The 14,838-nt window shown below is 60.4% G+C and carries 14 protein-coding genes; 9 read left to right on the plus strand and 5 right to left on the minus strand.

Translation table 11 applies throughout. The annotated features are described in order from the left end of the window. Positions 1-37: 37 nt before the first annotated feature. Positions 38-1,207 (minus strand): p-hydroxyphenylacetate 3-hydroxylase oxygenase component, encoded by a 1,170-nt coding sequence (locus tag ACK2SD_RS12410; protein WP_412459844.1) that lies wholly within the window; start codon positions 1,205-1,207, stop codon positions 38-40. A 252-nt stretch (positions 1,208-1,459) separates the two neighbouring features. Between ACK2SD_RS12410 and ACK2SD_RS12415 the strand changes: the two genes are divergently transcribed. Continuing rightward, a complete protein-coding gene (locus tag ACK2SD_RS12415) occupies positions 1,460-2,053 on the plus strand; it encodes a TetR/AcrR family transcriptional regulator (protein ID WP_412459845.1) in 594 nt (197 codons plus the stop codon). Between the two features lie 14 nt (positions 2,054-2,067). Here the strand turns inward: ACK2SD_RS12415 and hpaR are convergent, their stop codons facing one another. Further along, complete coding sequence (hpaR, locus tag ACK2SD_RS12420) at positions 2,068-2,490, minus strand: homoprotocatechuate degradation operon regulator HpaR (RefSeq protein WP_412462311.1); 423 nt, start codon at positions 2,488-2,490, stop codon at positions 2,068-2,070. A gap of 345 nt (positions 2,491-2,835) precedes the next feature. Here hpaR and ACK2SD_RS12425 point away from each other — a divergent pair, with 345 nt between their 5' ends. Then, the gene (locus ACK2SD_RS12425) at positions 2,836-4,134 is read left to right on the plus strand and encodes an NAD(P)/FAD-dependent oxidoreductase (protein WP_412459846.1); all 1,299 of its coding nucleotides are present in this window, start codon (positions 2,836-2,838) and stop codon (positions 4,132-4,134) included. Positions 4,135-4,164: 30 nt separating this feature from the next. Next, positions 4,165-4,530 carry a cupin domain-containing protein gene (locus tag ACK2SD_RS12430; RefSeq protein WP_412459847.1) on the plus strand — a complete coding sequence of 122 codons (366 nt, stop codon included), beginning with the start codon at positions 4,165-4,167 and terminating at the stop codon, positions 4,528-4,530. Between the two features lie 64 nt (positions 4,531-4,594). Here ACK2SD_RS12430 and feaR read toward each other — a convergent pair whose 3' ends face one another. The 3 genes from feaR to ACK2SD_RS12445 form a co-directional block, all read right to left on the minus strand. Beyond that, the gene (feaR, locus tag ACK2SD_RS12435) at positions 4,595-5,548 is read right to left on the minus strand and encodes a transcriptional regulator FeaR (protein WP_412459848.1); all 954 of its coding nucleotides are present in this window, start codon (positions 5,546-5,548) and stop codon (positions 4,595-4,597) included. Between the two features lie 110 nt (positions 5,549-5,658). Then, a complete protein-coding gene (locus ACK2SD_RS12440) occupies positions 5,659-6,243 on the minus strand; it encodes a DUF3156 family protein (RefSeq protein ID WP_412459849.1) in 585 nt (194 codons plus the stop codon). Continuing rightward, a complete protein-coding gene (locus ACK2SD_RS12445; protein WP_412459850.1) occupies positions 6,224-7,720 on the minus strand; it encodes an APC family permease in 1,497 nt (498 codons plus the stop codon). Before ACK2SD_RS12445 ends, ACK2SD_RS12440 begins: the two co-directional genes overlap by 20 nt. Positions 7,721-8,000: 280 nt before the next feature. Between ACK2SD_RS12445 and ACK2SD_RS12450 the strand changes: the two genes are divergently transcribed. The 6 genes from ACK2SD_RS12450 to ACK2SD_RS12475 all read left to right on the plus strand — a co-directional run bounded on the left by ACK2SD_RS12450 (position 8,001) and on the right by ACK2SD_RS12475 (position 14,809). Then, positions 8,001-9,488, plus strand: a complete 1,488-nt coding sequence (locus ACK2SD_RS12450) for an aldehyde dehydrogenase family protein (RefSeq protein WP_412459851.1) — start codon at positions 8,001-8,003, stop codon at positions 9,486-9,488. 2 nt (positions 9,489-9,490) lie between these two features. Beyond that, positions 9,491-9,952: a GlcG/HbpS family heme-binding protein gene (locus tag ACK2SD_RS12455; protein WP_412459852.1), complete on the plus strand. Its 462-nt coding sequence runs from the start codon at positions 9,491-9,493 to the stop codon at positions 9,950-9,952. Positions 9,953-10,128: 176 nt separating this feature from the next. Further along, complete coding sequence (locus ACK2SD_RS12460) at positions 10,129-11,439, plus strand: hypothetical protein (RefSeq protein WP_412459853.1); 1,311 nt, start codon at positions 10,129-10,131, stop codon at positions 11,437-11,439. Between the two features lie 240 nt (positions 11,440-11,679). After that, entirely contained in the window at positions 11,680-12,897 is a 1,218-nt protein-coding gene (locus ACK2SD_RS12465) for a multidrug effflux MFS transporter (protein ID WP_412459854.1), read from the plus strand. A gap of 318 nt (positions 12,898-13,215) precedes the next feature. After that, a complete protein-coding gene (locus ACK2SD_RS12470) occupies positions 13,216-14,355 on the plus strand; it encodes a tyramine oxidase subunit B (RefSeq protein ID WP_412459855.1) in 1,140 nt (379 codons plus the stop codon). A 31-nt stretch (positions 14,356-14,386) separates the two neighbouring features. After that, positions 14,387-14,809 carry a RidA family protein gene (locus ACK2SD_RS12475; RefSeq protein ID WP_412459856.1) on the plus strand — a complete coding sequence of 141 codons (423 nt, stop codon included), beginning with the start codon at positions 14,387-14,389 and terminating at the stop codon, positions 14,807-14,809. Positions 14,810-14,838 lie beyond the last annotated feature (29 nt).

The raw sequence follows: 14,838 nt of genomic DNA on the forward strand, positions 1-14,838 counted from the left end.
GTTTTTGTGATTGATGCAAGGGATCCGCCGAGGGCGCTCAAACCATCGCAGGGTCAGGTTCCAGGCCCATCAGTTCACGGCCAAGGATCTGTGCACAGACGTCGTAGTCGGTGTAGGCGTGGGCGCCGGTCATGTGCGAATCACGGAACAGCCGCTGCAGCTCGTTGGTCTCGAACCAGGCACCGCCGCCGGCCGCCTCCATCAGGCGGTCGACTGCCTGAATGCACATTTTCACCGCATAGCCCTGGTTGGTGCGCCAGAATGCCAGGGTAGCTCGCGACGGGTATTCGTGGCGCTCGCTGTACTCGGCGATCTCGTCCCAGCTCTTTTCCAGCAGCGCCCGTGCGGCGGCGACCTGGTGGGTGGACTCGGCCAGGCGCATCAGCGCAGGCGTGGCGGCGCCGACTGCGGCACCGGTGTAGGCACGTACACGGTTACGTGTCTTTTCTTTGAACACTTCCAGCATGCGCTCTGCAACACCGAGGCTGACCGTCGAGAAGCCGCTGGCAAAATACGGGCGGTACGGGGCGAAGAAGATCTTGCTGTCCGGGTACAGACCGAAGCCGGCGGACTTGCCTTCCATCATGTCCTTGGCTTTCTGGATGCGGTGCTCGGGCACGAACGCTTCACGCACGATGAGCGTCTTGCTGCCACTGCCACGCATGCCGACCGCGTACCAGTCGTCACGAATTTCATAATCACTGCGGGGCAGTACGGCAAAGCAATAATCCTGAGTGCCTTCGGCATTGGGGCGTCGGAAGCCCAGGATCGCCCACTCGGCGTGGTCGCACCCGGAGCTCCAGCCCATTTCGCCGCTGAATGTCACCCCCCCCTCGACCTCTGCGGTACGTCCAAACGGCGCGATGCTGCTGCTGGCAGTGGCATCCGGATCATGGCCCCACACATCCTGTTGCAACTGAGTCGGGAACATTGCCATCTGGTGGCTGTGGGTACACAACAGGCTCATGGCCCAGGCGGTGCTGGCGCACGCACCGGCCAGCAAGGCGATGCACTGAGCGAATTGTGGCAGCGAAATTTCCAGGCCACCGTAATGCTTTGGCAGAAACGCCCGGTGCATGCCGATGCTCTTCAGCAGCGCAATGTTTTCCGCAGGAACACTTCGATCTTGCTCTGCCTTGAACGCATTGGCAGCGATGGCAGGCAACACAGCCTTGAGGTCTTCCAGCAGTGGATTTGGCTTTTTCATGAACGGTCTCTTTATTATTGGATAACCAGCTGGCAGCCCAGGTGCAGCAATGGGCAGCTCAATAGTCTTGAGGACGCGTCCAGTATGTGATGCTGGCCAAAGCCGAGAAATGCACGTTACGCGGGGAAAATTGTACTTTCCATGGTGTTGCCATTTCGGTTTGACATAAGCGATTGACCCTCGCCCCAGTCGCCACCACAATCCCCATCAAACCGCGCGCGGCCTGCCAGCGCCATTGACGGAGTGAATTTGTTGAAAGCGCTTTCCCCCTCTGCGGCACGGGTATGTGACGCCGCCGTTGGCCACTTTGCGATCTATGGCTACGACGGCTCCTCGCTGAACGAGATCGCTCAGCTGGCTGGCATGCGCAAAGCCTCGCTCTATGCGCATTTCGCCAACAAAGATGCCTTGTTCGTGGAAGCTTTCCAGCGTGCACTACAAGCCGAAGCCACGTTCGTCGCCAGCGCTTTCCGACAGGAAGCCGAGGGCGACGTGGCGCCTGGGCACTGGCTGGTGCTGCACCTTGCGCAGCGCTACGAAAGCTCGGAAAACCTTCGCTTCATATTGCGCACGGCGTTTCTGCCCCCAACCGATATCAAGGCAGTCGTCACCTCTGGGTTCGAGCGCTATCTGGACAAAGTACGCGAAGGTTTTTGTCAGGCATTGTGTGCACGTTACAGCTGGGCGCAGCGCGAGAGCACACGCCTGGAGATCTACGCCGATGCTTACCTGGGTATCATCGACAGCCTGCATGTGGAGTTGATGTACGCAGACCCGGCCGTATATGCACGACGCGCGGCCTCGCTGCTGAAGATCCTCGACGACTCGCTTTCGCTAAATCGCTGAGAAGATGACGAGTATCACGGCTTGATCTTCTTCATTTCTTCAAGCAACTGAGTCAGCTGCTGCAGCTTCGCTTCGCCGAACTGACTCAGAATCTTGTCGTAGTTGCGGCCCATCTCTTCGCTCATCGCCAGAAATGCCTGTTGCCCCTTGACGGTCAGGTTGATCAACACCCGCCGCTGGTCTTCGGACGACTTGCGCCGCGCGACCACGCCATCGCGCTCAAGGCGCTTGAGCACCCCGCTCATGCTCGGCTTCAGAATACAGGCAAGCTCCGCCAGCTGATGGCTTTCCAACTCACCTTGCTGGCGCAGGATACGAATGACTCGCCATTGCTGTTCGGTCAGATCGTGGGCATTCAATGCCGGGCGAAAGAACGCCATGGTTGCCTCACGTGCTTGGAGCAGTGTGAGCGTCAAGGAGGGTCGTGGTGTGGACATGCGTACCTGCGGCGTATTCATTTGACAAACATGTCGGCGAGTATGCCAGCACGCGCTCATTAATACATTAACCAATTGCGCCCGGACCAACGGGTAACGGCACTTCCTGCCCAGGCTCAGACGGCTTTGTTGCTGGTCGATGTGTTGATTAACATATTCACGACATGCATGATCAGTGGGTCAGTTGAAGACGCCAGGTGTGCCTGAGGGACAAGGCTTTGGCAGGCTGGTGAAACACCCTGGCAAGCCGGGACAAGACACCTAACGATCGTTAGGCGTTAATGGCTTCATGTGCAGCGCCATAGTCAATGGCCCTATCACAACTCCAATTCAGCAGGTTGCGTCATGATCAACAGCGAGACCCCGACCTACTACACCGCGACACGCAAATACAACTTGAGCTTCCCAACCCTGGAAAGCGACATCGAGGCCGATGTCGTGGTCATCGGCGGTGGGTTCTCGGGGATCAACACCGCACTGGAGCTCGCGGAAAATGGGATCACCAACGTGGTTGTGCTCGAAGCGCGCTACTTGGGTTTCGGCGGCACCGGCCGCAACGGCGGACAGATCATGGCCGGCATCGGTCATGACCTGGAAAAGATCCGCAGCAGTGTCGGTGACCAAGGTTTGAAAGAGATTTTCGAGATCAGCGAACTGGGTGCCGGCATCATCAAAGCGCGCATCGCCCGCTACAACATCGATGCCGATTTCACCCATGGTTATGGCTACATGGGATTCAACCAGCGCCAGGAAAAAACCTTGCGGCGATGGGAGAAGGACTTCAAGGCAATCAACACCCGCGACGAGATCCGATTCCTGGGCGGCTCGGACGTCAAACAGATCATCGGCAGCGATGCCTACAGCAGCGCGTTGCTGCACATGGGGGGCGGCCATGTGCATTCGCTCAACTTGCTGCTGGGCGAGGCTCAAGCCCTGGCAGGCCACGGCGCACGGATCTTCGAGAACAGCCCGGCGCTGGAAGTGACCTATGGTGAGCGTATCAGGGTTCGCACCGGCCGCGGCTCGGTGCGCGCCAGCAAACTGCTGTGGGCTTGCGACAGCTTTCTCAACAAGCTTGAACCGGAACTGCATACGCGCACCATCAACACCTATGCCTTCCAGATGATGACCGAGCCACTGTCAGACGAACTGATTCAGCGCATCAGCCCAATCCGCGGAGCCTACAGCGATATCCGTCCGGTGATCGATTACTACCGCGTGACCCGCGAAAATCGCTTGCTATTCGGCGCCGCCACCCCATTCATCGAGCATATCCCGCTGGACCTCAAGGTCTGGAACCGTGCGTTGATGCTGAAGATTTTCCCCTACCTCAAGGACGTGCGCATCGACCTTGCCTGGGGTGGCCCAATGGCCACCAGCGCCAACCTGTTCCCGCAGATCGGTACCTTGAGCAACCGACCAAATGCTTTTTATGTGCAGGGTTACTCCGGTTTCGGCGTCACGCCCAGCCACATCATTTGCAAAATCCTCGCCGAAGGCATGCACGAAGGCTCCCCGCGCTACGACCTGCTCAGCTCGGTCAAGCACGCAAGGATCCTCGGCAAGGACCACTTCCGCCCGCTGCTGCTCACCGCCGGCAAGACCGTGCACCAGCTGTCGGGCTATTTCAACGGTCGCCGCTGACCCTGTCTTTCATACACTGGAGAACTGCCCATGACCCTTACCGCCGCCAAGCAAGGCATCCAACTGTCCGAACTCGATGCCTGGGGGACCGTTGCCGACCTCGGCTCGGAAATCCTCGAAGGTGAAGTCAACTGCTTTGGCAAGATGACCCATGGCGCACCGACCGACCCGGTCAGCAGCGCCTATTTCGGCACCACCCGCGGAAAATTCCGCATGGTCTATCCGTTCGACGAGCAGGCTGTAATCGTGACTGGCGAAATCCAGTTGACCGATGAGTCCACCGGCCAGGTAACCCGCTACAAGGCCGGTGATGCGTGGTTCGTGACCAAGGGCACGCCAGTATTGTGGGAGGTGCTGAGCGAGTCATTCGTCAAGCACTACTTCGCCGTGGCGTGACCTCAGCTGCGAACAGTGTGCCGCCAGTGCCATGAGCCCTGGCGGCATTTGTTTGATGGGTGACCTAACGCACAGATGACGCCATGGCCGAAGCCCGGTAATCCTTGGGCGACTGATCGTACTGTTTCTTGAACGACCGACTGAAATGCGCGGAGTCGGTAAAACCCCATTTGTAGGCGATCGAGGTAATCGACTCAGTCTTGAAGAAAGGATTGGCAAGATCGTCTGCGCTGCGCTTGAGCCGAGCTCGCTGGATGTATCGACACACGCTGTCACCTTCCTCTTCGAACAGACGGTAGAGATGACGCACAGATATGTTGAGCCCACTGGCCAAAGCCGCAGGCGTCAAGCTCGGTTGAGACAGGGACTTTTCGATCACCTTCTGCACATAGCTGCGCATATGGCTGCCATTCAGCGCCTCTGCACTGCAAAGGTTGCCCTCTCCAAACTCGAAACCAGGCTCCAGCAACGCGGAAAAAGCCGCCTGCAATGCGGCGCCTTGAACACTGTCGTCGGTGGCATCGATATCCTTGCACATCTGATCCATCAGCACATGCAGCATGCGCCCACAGGCATTGGTGGATGAAATCTTGCCAACCAGACTGCCTCTACCCACCACCTGCTTACGCACCTGGTCGCGTGACAGGGCCAGTGAAACATGCTCGATCAGGCCCGCAGGCCTGATCTCGCAACGCCCCACTGAATCCATCAGCATGATCTCGCCGGGTGACAAATGAATGGTCTGCCCGCCCTGCTCCACAGTCGAGTGGCCCGAGCGCTGAAGTACCAGAAAACAGTGCTGATCATCATCCAGGGTAGGGTTATCACCCAATCGCCGGATGATCCCGGCATTTGTGCGCAAGCAAGCCACTGGCAAGCCAGCACGTGTATGGGAGGAGACGTCCCCAATGAACAGCGAATGGTTACAAGCCAATTCCGTTTCGAACCGGCCGCAGATCGCCTGCATGGCGGTGGTCCAGCGATCCAGCCCCTGACGGTCGGGTTGTTGAGTCTGCATATGGGCCTCGACACGAATTGTTGTTATGCGCATATTGATAACATGTTAATGATATGCGCACAACTGTCACAGTGGGTCGAATGCTGTAGCAGGGATTATGCCATGGCTGATCAGATGCCTTGCAGCACCTCACTCAAGCGGGTAAGACAACCCAGTACATGCGAACGCTGGCCAGGGCTGAGCTGGATGTAGCGACGAAATGCCGGCATGCGGTTGACCACTTCGCTTCCACCCATGTGCTCCATCGTAACCTGCCATTGGCCGCTGCGACGCTGCAGGCTCAAACGCTTGAAATCCAATGGCATCAGGTCTGCCAACAGGGCCGCATCGCTGGCCACCAGGTCGCGCACACGGGCGAAGGCGGACTCATCTCCGCCGCGATAAACGCAAGCGATACCGGTGCGACGCAGCGTACCGGTATGGCGCAGCTCCAACCGCACTTCGCCCTCTTTGGGGGCGGGCACGTTCAATCTGAACTCGCAAGTCACGATGTGCATCAGCAAATGCGCTTGCACGCACTCTCTCAGCTCGGCTCGCCAGGCCAGGTCGGCACTGCCAATCACAGTAACGCTCGGCTCCAGCCACTGCACCTGCACAGGCCCCAGGTTACGCAGCAAATGTCCAAGGGTCAGCCCGGGCCGGTACCCCGCCGGCAAGCGCCGGGCCAACAGGAAATCACGCAAACGTCTGATCATGTTGCGTACGCTCCAAAGCATGACCTGGCTCGGCGGCGAACTCTTTCCGCAACACGTCCTCGACCCGCGCAGGCTTGAGCGGGTTGACCTTCTGCACGCACAGCGTCCAGAACAGTGCATAGGCAGCGGTACCACCGAGCATGATGGCGAAGGGCACGTAGATATCAGCCGGGTTCATCCCCGGTGGCGTGATGAACGACATGCCGATGACAATACCCGTACTGGAAACGATTTGAGGCAGCGGGAACAGCGGCGAACGGTAGGCACGCGGCAAGTCCGGGCGACGGATGCGCAGAATCACCACCGACAGGGTTACCAGCAGGTACGCGGTGCTCCAGGCACACACCGCAGCCAGCACCAGGTGCAGGATGTTGCTTGGATCGCCGCCCAGGTACCAGGCATGCAGGCATGGGATCAATGCGACCACCAGAATGCAAACCAGCGGGGTTTTGAAACGTGGATGCAGGTAGGTGAAGACTTTCGGCAATGCGCCATCTACCGCCATGCCGTAAAGAATGCGCGGTACACCCGCCATCAGGGTGTTGATGGTCGCAGCGCCAGCAAACAGGAAGCCGATACCCAGCCAGAGCGGGCCCATATCGCCCATCACCTGTTCGGCGAAGCGTGGGATGGCCATCGGGGTATCCAGCAGGTGCAGGCCGCTGGCAGCATCAAGCACCACGTTTTCGACCTGGCGCTTCATCGCTGCACCGTAGATGAACATACAGCTGGCTACACCGAACAGGCCCAGCGCCATCGCCCTTGGCATCACCCAGGCCGAACGACGCAGTTCCGGGGCCAGCGGCGTGACGAATTCGCAACCGACGAACATGAACATCGCCATGCCGATCAACGAGAGAATGGTCATCAGGTCGGACCCGACCATTGAAACACCGAACGGTCCTTCCAACTGCACCGCCGGTGCAGCGATCAGGCCCAGCACGCCGAACACCATCAACGTGCTCCACATGCCGAAGGTGAGGATTACTTCAGCGCGGCTGAAGGCACTGATTCCAAAAGCGTTGAGTACGGCGAACGACAGTACGAAACAGACACCGAGCAGCCAGGAGCCACCTGCAGACTCGGCCAGCGTGTTGAGGTGCTCGAAGTTCACCAGCGCCATGACCCCGGAAAGAATGGTCTCGGCGGTACCGGCGAACACATGGACGATCAGGTAAGCCGAAAGTGTGCCGGTAATGGCAAAGAAGCGGCCTAAACCGCAATTGATGTAGTCGTAGACCGAGCCGGTGGTCGGCAGGATCGAAGCCGCCTCGGCGAACGTGGTGGACTGGGCCAGCATCATCAGCGCTGCGATGACCATGGCCATGGCGAAGGCACTACCGCCGATGCCAAAGCCCATGGTCGCGGTGAGGATGACAGGACTGGCCATGATCAGCCCGACGGTACTGGCCAGTGCGGTGGGGAAACCGACAGTGCCTTGATTGAGGTGCTCGGTGAGCTTGTTATGAAGTGACATCGTTATGCCCCGGCTTGTTGTTATGGCGTGGAACGCGGCAAGTAACCCTGCACGCACGGCTACAGCTTGCCTCTTTGCTCGCCTACTCTGCGCCGAGCAAGCCATGACGTCTTGCCCATGGCTGCCGCCCCCCTTGTTGCTGCCTGCCACAGCTTCCGAGCCCCTTTGGCAGGGAGAGTCATGCTGCTGTCACGGGGACACAAGATCACAGTACCTCATCGCACTATCCTCCAAGGCTTTGGCGGTCTGCGGGCCGACCCTCACATGCCTCGGAGTTTCCATGAGCGATATCGCCCTTCTTCCTTCCGTCAGCGCCTTCCTGGCCCGTGACCATGGCCTGTTCATCCATGGCCAGGTCGTGGCGAGCCAGGGCCGCGCCAAGCTCTCCGTAACCAACCCGGCCGACGGCCAGATAATCGCCCAGATCAGCAACGCCAATCAGGCCGATATCGACCACGCCGTGGATTCTGCGCGCCAAGGTTTTGCCAGCTGGTCGCGCACGAGCCCGGCTGCCCGAGCTGGCGTACTGTTCAAACTCGCTGACCTGCTTGAAGCCCACCGCGAAGAGCTGGCACAACTGGAGACCTTGCAATCGGGCAAGCTGATCGGCATTTCCCGTGCGTTCGAGGTGGAGCAAGCCGCCCACTTTTTGCGTTACTACGCAGGCTGGGCAACCAAGATCACCGGCCAGACGATCACCCCCTCGTTGCCATCGTTTGCCGGTGAACGTTACAGCGCATTCACCCTGCGCGAACCCATCGGTGTGGTGGTTGGCATCGTGCCATGGAACTTCGCCACCATGATCGCCATCTGGAAGCTGGCCTCTGCTTTGACGACCGGGTGCAGCATCATCATCAAGCCTAGCGAGTTCACGCCACTGACCGTGCTACGTATTGCCGAGCTGGCCACTGAAGCAGGTTTGCCAGCAGGTGCGCTGAACGTGCTGACCGGCGCAGGCCAGGTAGGCAAGGCGCTGATCGAACACCCTGGCACGGACAAGGTATCGTTCACCGGCTCTGTACCCACTGGCATCGCTGTCGGCCAAGCGGCCATGGGGGCCAAGTTGACCCGTGCGACACTCGAACTGGGGGGCAAGAATGCCGTGGCGTTCCTGCCCGATGTAGGTATCGAGAAATCGGTCGACGGCATCATCGAGGCTGGCTTCCTTCACTCGGGGCAAATCTGCGCCGCTGGCGAGCGTTTCTATGTGCACCGCTCGCGTATCGACCCACTGCTCGAAGCCCTGTCCCAACGCCTTGGCCAATTGAAGATCGGCTCACCGCTGGACGAGACCACCCAATTCGGCCCTGTTGCCAACAAACCGCACCAGCAGAAGCTGGCCGAATTGTTCGCCACTGCTCGCGCCGAGGGCAGCCAGATCATCCATGGCGGGCGTATCGGTGATGGCCCAGGTTGCTTCGTCGAGCCTACTGTGATTCTCGCCAGGTCTGCCAACGATACTCTGCTCAATCAGGAAACCTTCGGCCCCGTAGCCACCTTCCTTCCATACGACAACGAAGAAGAACTGTTGCATTTGATGAACGCATCGCCCTATGGGCTGAGCGCCAGCCTCTGGACCAACGACCTGGGCAAGGCCATGCGCCTTATCCCGGAAGTCCAGGCTGGCACGCTGTGGATCAACATGCACACCCTGCTAGACCCGGCTGTACCTTTCGGCGGCGTCAAGGCCTCTGGCATCGGGCGCGAATTCGGCTCGGCTTTCATTGACGACTTCACCGAGCTCAAGTCCGTCATGATGCGCTACTGAGCATGGAACAGATTTCACACTGGCTGCGTGAACAGCTCACCCTGACCCTACCCTTGGCAATGCGCGCGCTTCAGGCCGCGCTGGACGCTGCGACGCAGCAACGAGTCAGCGTAAGCATGGTGATCGTTGATAGCAGCGGCCTCCCGATCCATACCGCGCATATGGAGGGTGCGCCACGCCCAGCGCACGCTATAGCCTTACGCAAGGCGCTGACTGCTGTCGGCTTCGGCCTGCCAACGGCAGATTGGAGTCAACGCCTGGAACAATGTTCCGAGGCGGTGCGCCGCGGTTTGCCATTGCAACCGGAGATGGCCTTGTTCGGCGGGGGCGAACCTTTGCGCCATGCTGGACAGGTGGTCGGCGCCATTGGCGTGTCCGGTGCCAGCGAGGCCATAGACACCCTTTGCGCCAAAGCCGCCGCCGCACACATCACGGCCCTCCTGCAAGCTGGCAACACGCTGTAAACGGAGCCTGGCCAAGGCGTGCAAGCGCCTTGGCAGCCTCGAACAAGACCCCGGACTATCGCCCATCCCCTAATAGGCCATCGCCGCCAACTGCGATGGCCCCTCGCCAGAGCGAGGGTGCCCCCGAACAAAGAAGGCCCCTGTGAAGGCAGCCGAGAACAATCGAGGGATGTGAAATGGTCAAACCGCAAACGCTGTCCAGCCTGGCCCTGGCCACCTTGCTAGCCAGCCAGGCCGCAACGGCCTACGAGCTGTACGCCGACGATGACAGCCACTTGAACGCCGATATGCTGGCAGTATGGGGTATGTTCAATAGCCGCAAGAATTACGACGGCACTGCGGGTGGCTCGACCTGGCGTGAAGGCTTCATAAAATACGGTCTTAGCGGTGACCAGGGTCTGGCCGGCAACGGTGCCCTGTATGGCAGCCTGAACTGGGTAAGCTCGGCGACGTGGGGCGACGGCGATGCCGCAGGCAATACGGATGGTTCTGAACGCACCACCAAGATCGAAGATGCCTACCTGGGCTGGCGCTCGGCGGACCTGTTCCCGGTCCTGGGCAAGGATGGCGTGGATATTTCCGCCGGCCGCCAGGTGGTGCGCCTGGGCAGCGGTTTCCTGATCAACGACGACGGGCCGAACCTGGGCAAGGGAGTCGCCGATGGCACACTGAACCGCGGCGGTGCCTACTACCTGGCCGCTCGCCATGCCTTCGACCGTACGGCGGTGCTGCGCCTGGGCGGCAAGGACGGCCTGCACGGCAGCCTGCTGTGGCTCAAGTCCGATAACCGCGCCCAGGCCGAGACGGAGCTGGCCGCAGGCACCCTTGACTATACCCAGGCCTTAGGCACCTTGGGCCTGACCTGGATCCACGGTATCGATGTCGCCGATCAGTGGGCCAGCGAGTTCCAGAAGGCTCGCGAAGGCATGAACGTATACAGCGTGCGCGGCGAAGGCAGCGCCGGCATCGAAAATGCCAGTTTCGCCTTCGAGTACGCCTGGCAGGACAAGACCAACGGCCCCGAGCAAGCCTGGTACCTGCAAGCCGGTTACACCTTCGCCGACCTACCTTGGGCGCCGCAGGTCACCTATCGCTACACCCGTTATTCGGCAGGCTGGGACTCGCTGTTCAGCGGCCTGTCCAGCGGATACGGCACCTGGTTCCAGGGTGAAGTGGCCGCCAACTACGCCGGCCCGTTCAACGGCAACACGGGGATCCACCATGTTGGAGTGAAGGCAACGCCACTGGAGAACCTCACGGTCGGTGCGCTCTACTTCGACTTCAACACTGTCAGCACTCGCCAACGTCTCAATCTCGACGCCCGGGAACTGGACCTGTACGTGGAATGGGCAGTCAACGAGCATTTGATCATCAGCCCACTAGTGGGGCTGTACCAGCCGCGCAAGGACGAGAGCAATGGCGGCAATCAGGTCGGCGGCAATGGCACCAACGTTTACAGCCAGTTGACCGTAGCCATGCCATTCTGAAAAAACCGCCGGCCACTGGCCGGCGGTCAAATGCTGCGTCTATGAAGTATGAAGACTGCCCCTGGTGAGGCGGCGCCACTATCCTCCTTCCGCTCAGGCCCCGCTTGCCTGAGCCTGCCACCGTTCTTGTCCCAGCGTGACGCCCCCGCCCGAAGCATTTCAGCGTTTGACCTTGCTGACCAACGCGCATAGGATGCCGAAACCTACCGTCCGGTAGGTAGTAACCAGTTAGAGATCATCATGCAAGCTGTTCAACCTTCCTCTGTACCGTTCAGGCTGGCGCTGAGCCTTGGCCTGATCGGCGCCTTGGGGCCTTCGGCCGTCGACATGTACCTATCGAGCCTGCCGGAGATCGCCAATTACTACCAAGCCAGCTTCACCCGCGTGCAGCTGACCCTGACGTTCTTCCTTCTGGCCATGGGCGCGGGCCAGCTGATCTTCGGCCCCATCGTCGATGCCTATGGCCGGCGCAGGCCGCTGATGGCCGGCTTGCTGCTGTTCATCTTGTGCTCGCTTGGCGCGGCACTGGCGCCGAGCCTCGACACTTTGATCGCTCTGCGGTTCTTCCAGGGGTTGGGCAGCGCCCTCACCTTGGTGGTGATCATGAGCATGGTGCGTGATGTCAGCCAGGGCGTGGCCGCCACCCGGCTGTTTGCCCTGCTGATGACCGTCGAAGGCGTCGCGCCGATTCTCGCGCCAGTGCTGGGAGGCATGATCGATGCGCATTTTGGCTGGCGTGCGGTGATGCTTGCGCTGACCGGCATGGGCCTGCTGGTGTTGCTCAACAGCCTGCTGAACCTGCCTGAAACGCTCCCGACGCATCGCCGCGAGGCCCTGCGCCTGGGCAGTGTGTGGCGTACGTACATGGTCATTCTGGCCGACCGGCGCTTTCTGCGCCCGGCCCTGGCGGTGGCGGCGGTGTTTTTTTTCCTGTTCGCCTACATAGGCGGCGCAACGCTGGTGTATCAGCAGCACTTTGGCATGAGTGCGCAAAACTTCGGCCTGCTGTTCGGCGCCACCGGCGTGTCGGTCATGCTTGGAGCCTTGCTTGCCAGCCGAATGGTCAGCCGCCTCGGCTTGAGCAGGCTCAGCACTCTGGGTGTGCGTTGCATGGCCGCCGGCGCCTTATTGACCCTGGCCAGCGCCCTCGTCGGCGTAGGCCTGTACGGTATGGCTACGGGCATGGCGCTCGCGCTGTTCGGGCTGGGAATCGCCGAGTCGACACTGATGTCGCTGGTGATGTCGTCGCAGGGGACGTCCCTGGGCTCGACCGCTGCGCTACTTGGCGCCATCCAGCTGTCGGTGTCCTCGAGCGCCTCACCCGTGGCAGCCCTGGCACTGCAATACGGCCCGGTGGCGTGGACCGCACTGCTGGCCGCGAGCGCACTGCTGGTCTGCCTGCTGACCGCCCTGAGCCTGCGCGATGTGCCAGCGAACTATTCACTGGCGGGGCACTGAGGGGAGGCATTGAGCAACCACTTGCTGGGTATCCTGATCTGCACCGCCATCATCGCGTTCGGCGTGGTGTACAACGGGAGCCAATGGATACGAGCCAGGTTCTACAGGCGCCCGTCTGAAGATCCGAATAGGAACTGCCAGGGCTCTGGCATGGAGGGTCAACCGGACTGGCAGGCTCGCACAAGACGACCTACCAGTCGTTAGCGAAACTGCGCACCTGCTTTGCGACTACTCGATCGCCCCCGACTCAGGGCGAATCACAAGAATAAAACCCGAATGCAGCGGTGCCTAGGCACCGCTCGCGCAGTGAGACCCGCTATGACCTTCGACACCCGCATTGATTTCATCTACCTGTCCGAACAAGACATGATCCGCGCCGGCGTGACCGACATGCCTGCCTGCGTCGATACCATGGAGGAGATGTTCGGCCTGCTCTACCATGGCGACTACCGCATGGCCGGGCCGAACAGTGACTCCCATGGGGCGATGATTACTTTCCCTGAGCACTCGCCCTTCCCTGGCATGCCCAAGCCCACAGCAGACCGCCGCATGATGGCAATGCCGGCTTACCTGGGCGGCAATTTCCAGACTGCTGGCGCCAAGTGGTACGGCTCGAACATCGCGAACCGGGAAAAGGGTCTACCGCGTTCGATCCTGATGCTCACGCTCAACGATGCCGATACCGGCGCGCCACTGGCACACATGTCGGCCAACCTGCTGTCGGCCTACCGCACCGGCGCGATTCCTGGTGTCGGCGCCCGTCACCTGGCGCGCAAGGACTCGAAAGTCATCGGCCTGGCCGGCCCCGGCGTGATGGGCAAGACCACCGTGGCAGCATTCATGGCTGTTTGCCCACAGGTCGACACCATCAAGATCAAGGGCCGGGGCCAGAAAAACCTCGACGTCTTTGTCAGCTGGCTGAACAGCACCTTCCCGCAGGTCACGAACGTGCAGGTAGTACAGACCCTCGAAGAGGTAGTGCGCGGCTCCGACCTGGTCAGCTACTGCAGCTCCGGTGAAGTGGGCGACCCTTCCCTTTACCCACTGGTGAAGCGCGAGTGGGTCAAGCCCGGCGCTTTCCTCGCCATGCCCGCGCCTTGCAGCATCGATGCTGGCATGGAACAGGCCGACGTGCGCAAGGTGGTGGACAACACCGGCCTGTACGAGGCCTGGTTCGAGGAGTTGCCCAAGCCTGCGCACAACCATGTGCCGCTGGTGGGAGTGCGCTTCATGGACATGATCGCCGAAGGCACGCTGAAGGCCGACCAAGTCGAGGACATTGGCAAGATCATCGCCGGTGAAGCTCTAGGGCGCCAGAACGACGAGGAGATCATTCTCATGTCCGTAGGCGGCATGCCGGTAGAAGACGTCGCCTGGGGCACCGTGGTGTACCGCAACGCGATCGAAAAAGGTATCGGCGTCAAGCTCAACCTGTGGGAACAACCTGTTCTCAGCTGATTCCCCCTTACTTACCGCCAAGGCTATTCACATGACCCAGATCACCAAATTGAAAACCGGCTCCAAATTCGAAGACATGGCCAGCTACTCCCGGTTGGTTGCAGTCGACAACTGGATCCACGTCTCCAATACCGCAGGGCGCAACCCTCAGACCCAACTGATCGCCGAAGACGTCATCGAGCAGACTCACCAGGTTTTCGCCAACATCGAAACAGCATTGGCAGCCGTAGACGCCAGCCTGGCAGACGTCATCTGCTCGCGGGTGTTCATCCAGCAACCGGAAGACGTTTCAGCTGTCATGGAGGTGATCGGCCAGAAGTTCCGCGGCATCGACCCAGCCACCACGGTGACCTGCCCGCCGCTGGGTTCGACCGTGTACAAGGTCGAACTGGAAGTGACAGCCTATCGCGGCGCCTCGCGTGCCGAGGTCAAGCTGATTCGCCTCGGCCAATAACGGCTGCCTCCGCCGCTGAGCCCCCTGTC

It is taken from the genome of Pseudomonas sp. SC11 (assembly GCF_047039205.1).
Taxonomy (GTDB): Bacteria; Pseudomonadota; Gammaproteobacteria; order Pseudomonadales; family Pseudomonadaceae; genus Aquipseudomonas; species Aquipseudomonas boreofloridensis.

Excerpts from the sequence above, each read along its gene's own strand:
- ACK2SD_RS12410 (WP_412459844.1), bottom strand. The coding sequence starts at position 1,207 with ATGAAAAAGCCAAATCCACTGCTGGAAGACCTCAAGGCTGTGTTGCCT.
- hpaR (WP_412462311.1), bottom strand. The coding sequence starts at position 2,490 with ATGTCCACACCACGACCCTCCTTGACGCTCACACTGCTCCAAGCACGT.
- ACK2SD_RS12425 (WP_412459846.1), top strand. The coding sequence starts at position 2,836 with ATGATCAACAGCGAGACCCCGACCTACTACACCGCGACACGCAAATAC.
- ACK2SD_RS12430 (WP_412459847.1), top strand. The coding sequence starts at position 4,165 with ATGACCCTTACCGCCGCCAAGCAAGGCATCCAACTGTCCGAACTCGAT.
- feaR (WP_412459848.1), bottom strand. The coding sequence starts at position 5,548 with ATGCAGACTCAACAACCCGACCGTCAGGGGCTGGATCGCTGGACCACC.
- ACK2SD_RS12440 (WP_412459849.1), bottom strand. The coding sequence starts at position 6,243 with ATGATCAGACGTTTGCGTGATTTCCTGTTGGCCCGGCGCTTGCCGGCG.
- ACK2SD_RS12445 (WP_412459850.1), bottom strand. The coding sequence starts at position 7,720 with ATGTCACTTCATAACAAGCTCACCGAGCACCTCAATCAAGGCACTGTC.
- ACK2SD_RS12450 (WP_412459851.1), top strand. The coding sequence starts at position 8,001 with ATGAGCGATATCGCCCTTCTTCCTTCCGTCAGCGCCTTCCTGGCCCGT.
- ACK2SD_RS12455 (WP_412459852.1), top strand. The coding sequence starts at position 9,491 with ATGGAACAGATTTCACACTGGCTGCGTGAACAGCTCACCCTGACCCTA.
- ACK2SD_RS12460 (WP_412459853.1), top strand. The coding sequence starts at position 10,129 with ATGGTCAAACCGCAAACGCTGTCCAGCCTGGCCCTGGCCACCTTGCTA.
- ACK2SD_RS12465 (WP_412459854.1), top strand. The coding sequence starts at position 11,680 with ATGCAAGCTGTTCAACCTTCCTCTGTACCGTTCAGGCTGGCGCTGAGC.
- ACK2SD_RS12470 (WP_412459855.1), top strand. The coding sequence starts at position 13,216 with ATGACCTTCGACACCCGCATTGATTTCATCTACCTGTCCGAACAAGAC.
- ACK2SD_RS12475 (WP_412459856.1), top strand. The coding sequence starts at position 14,387 with ATGACCCAGATCACCAAATTGAAAACCGGCTCCAAATTCGAAGACATG.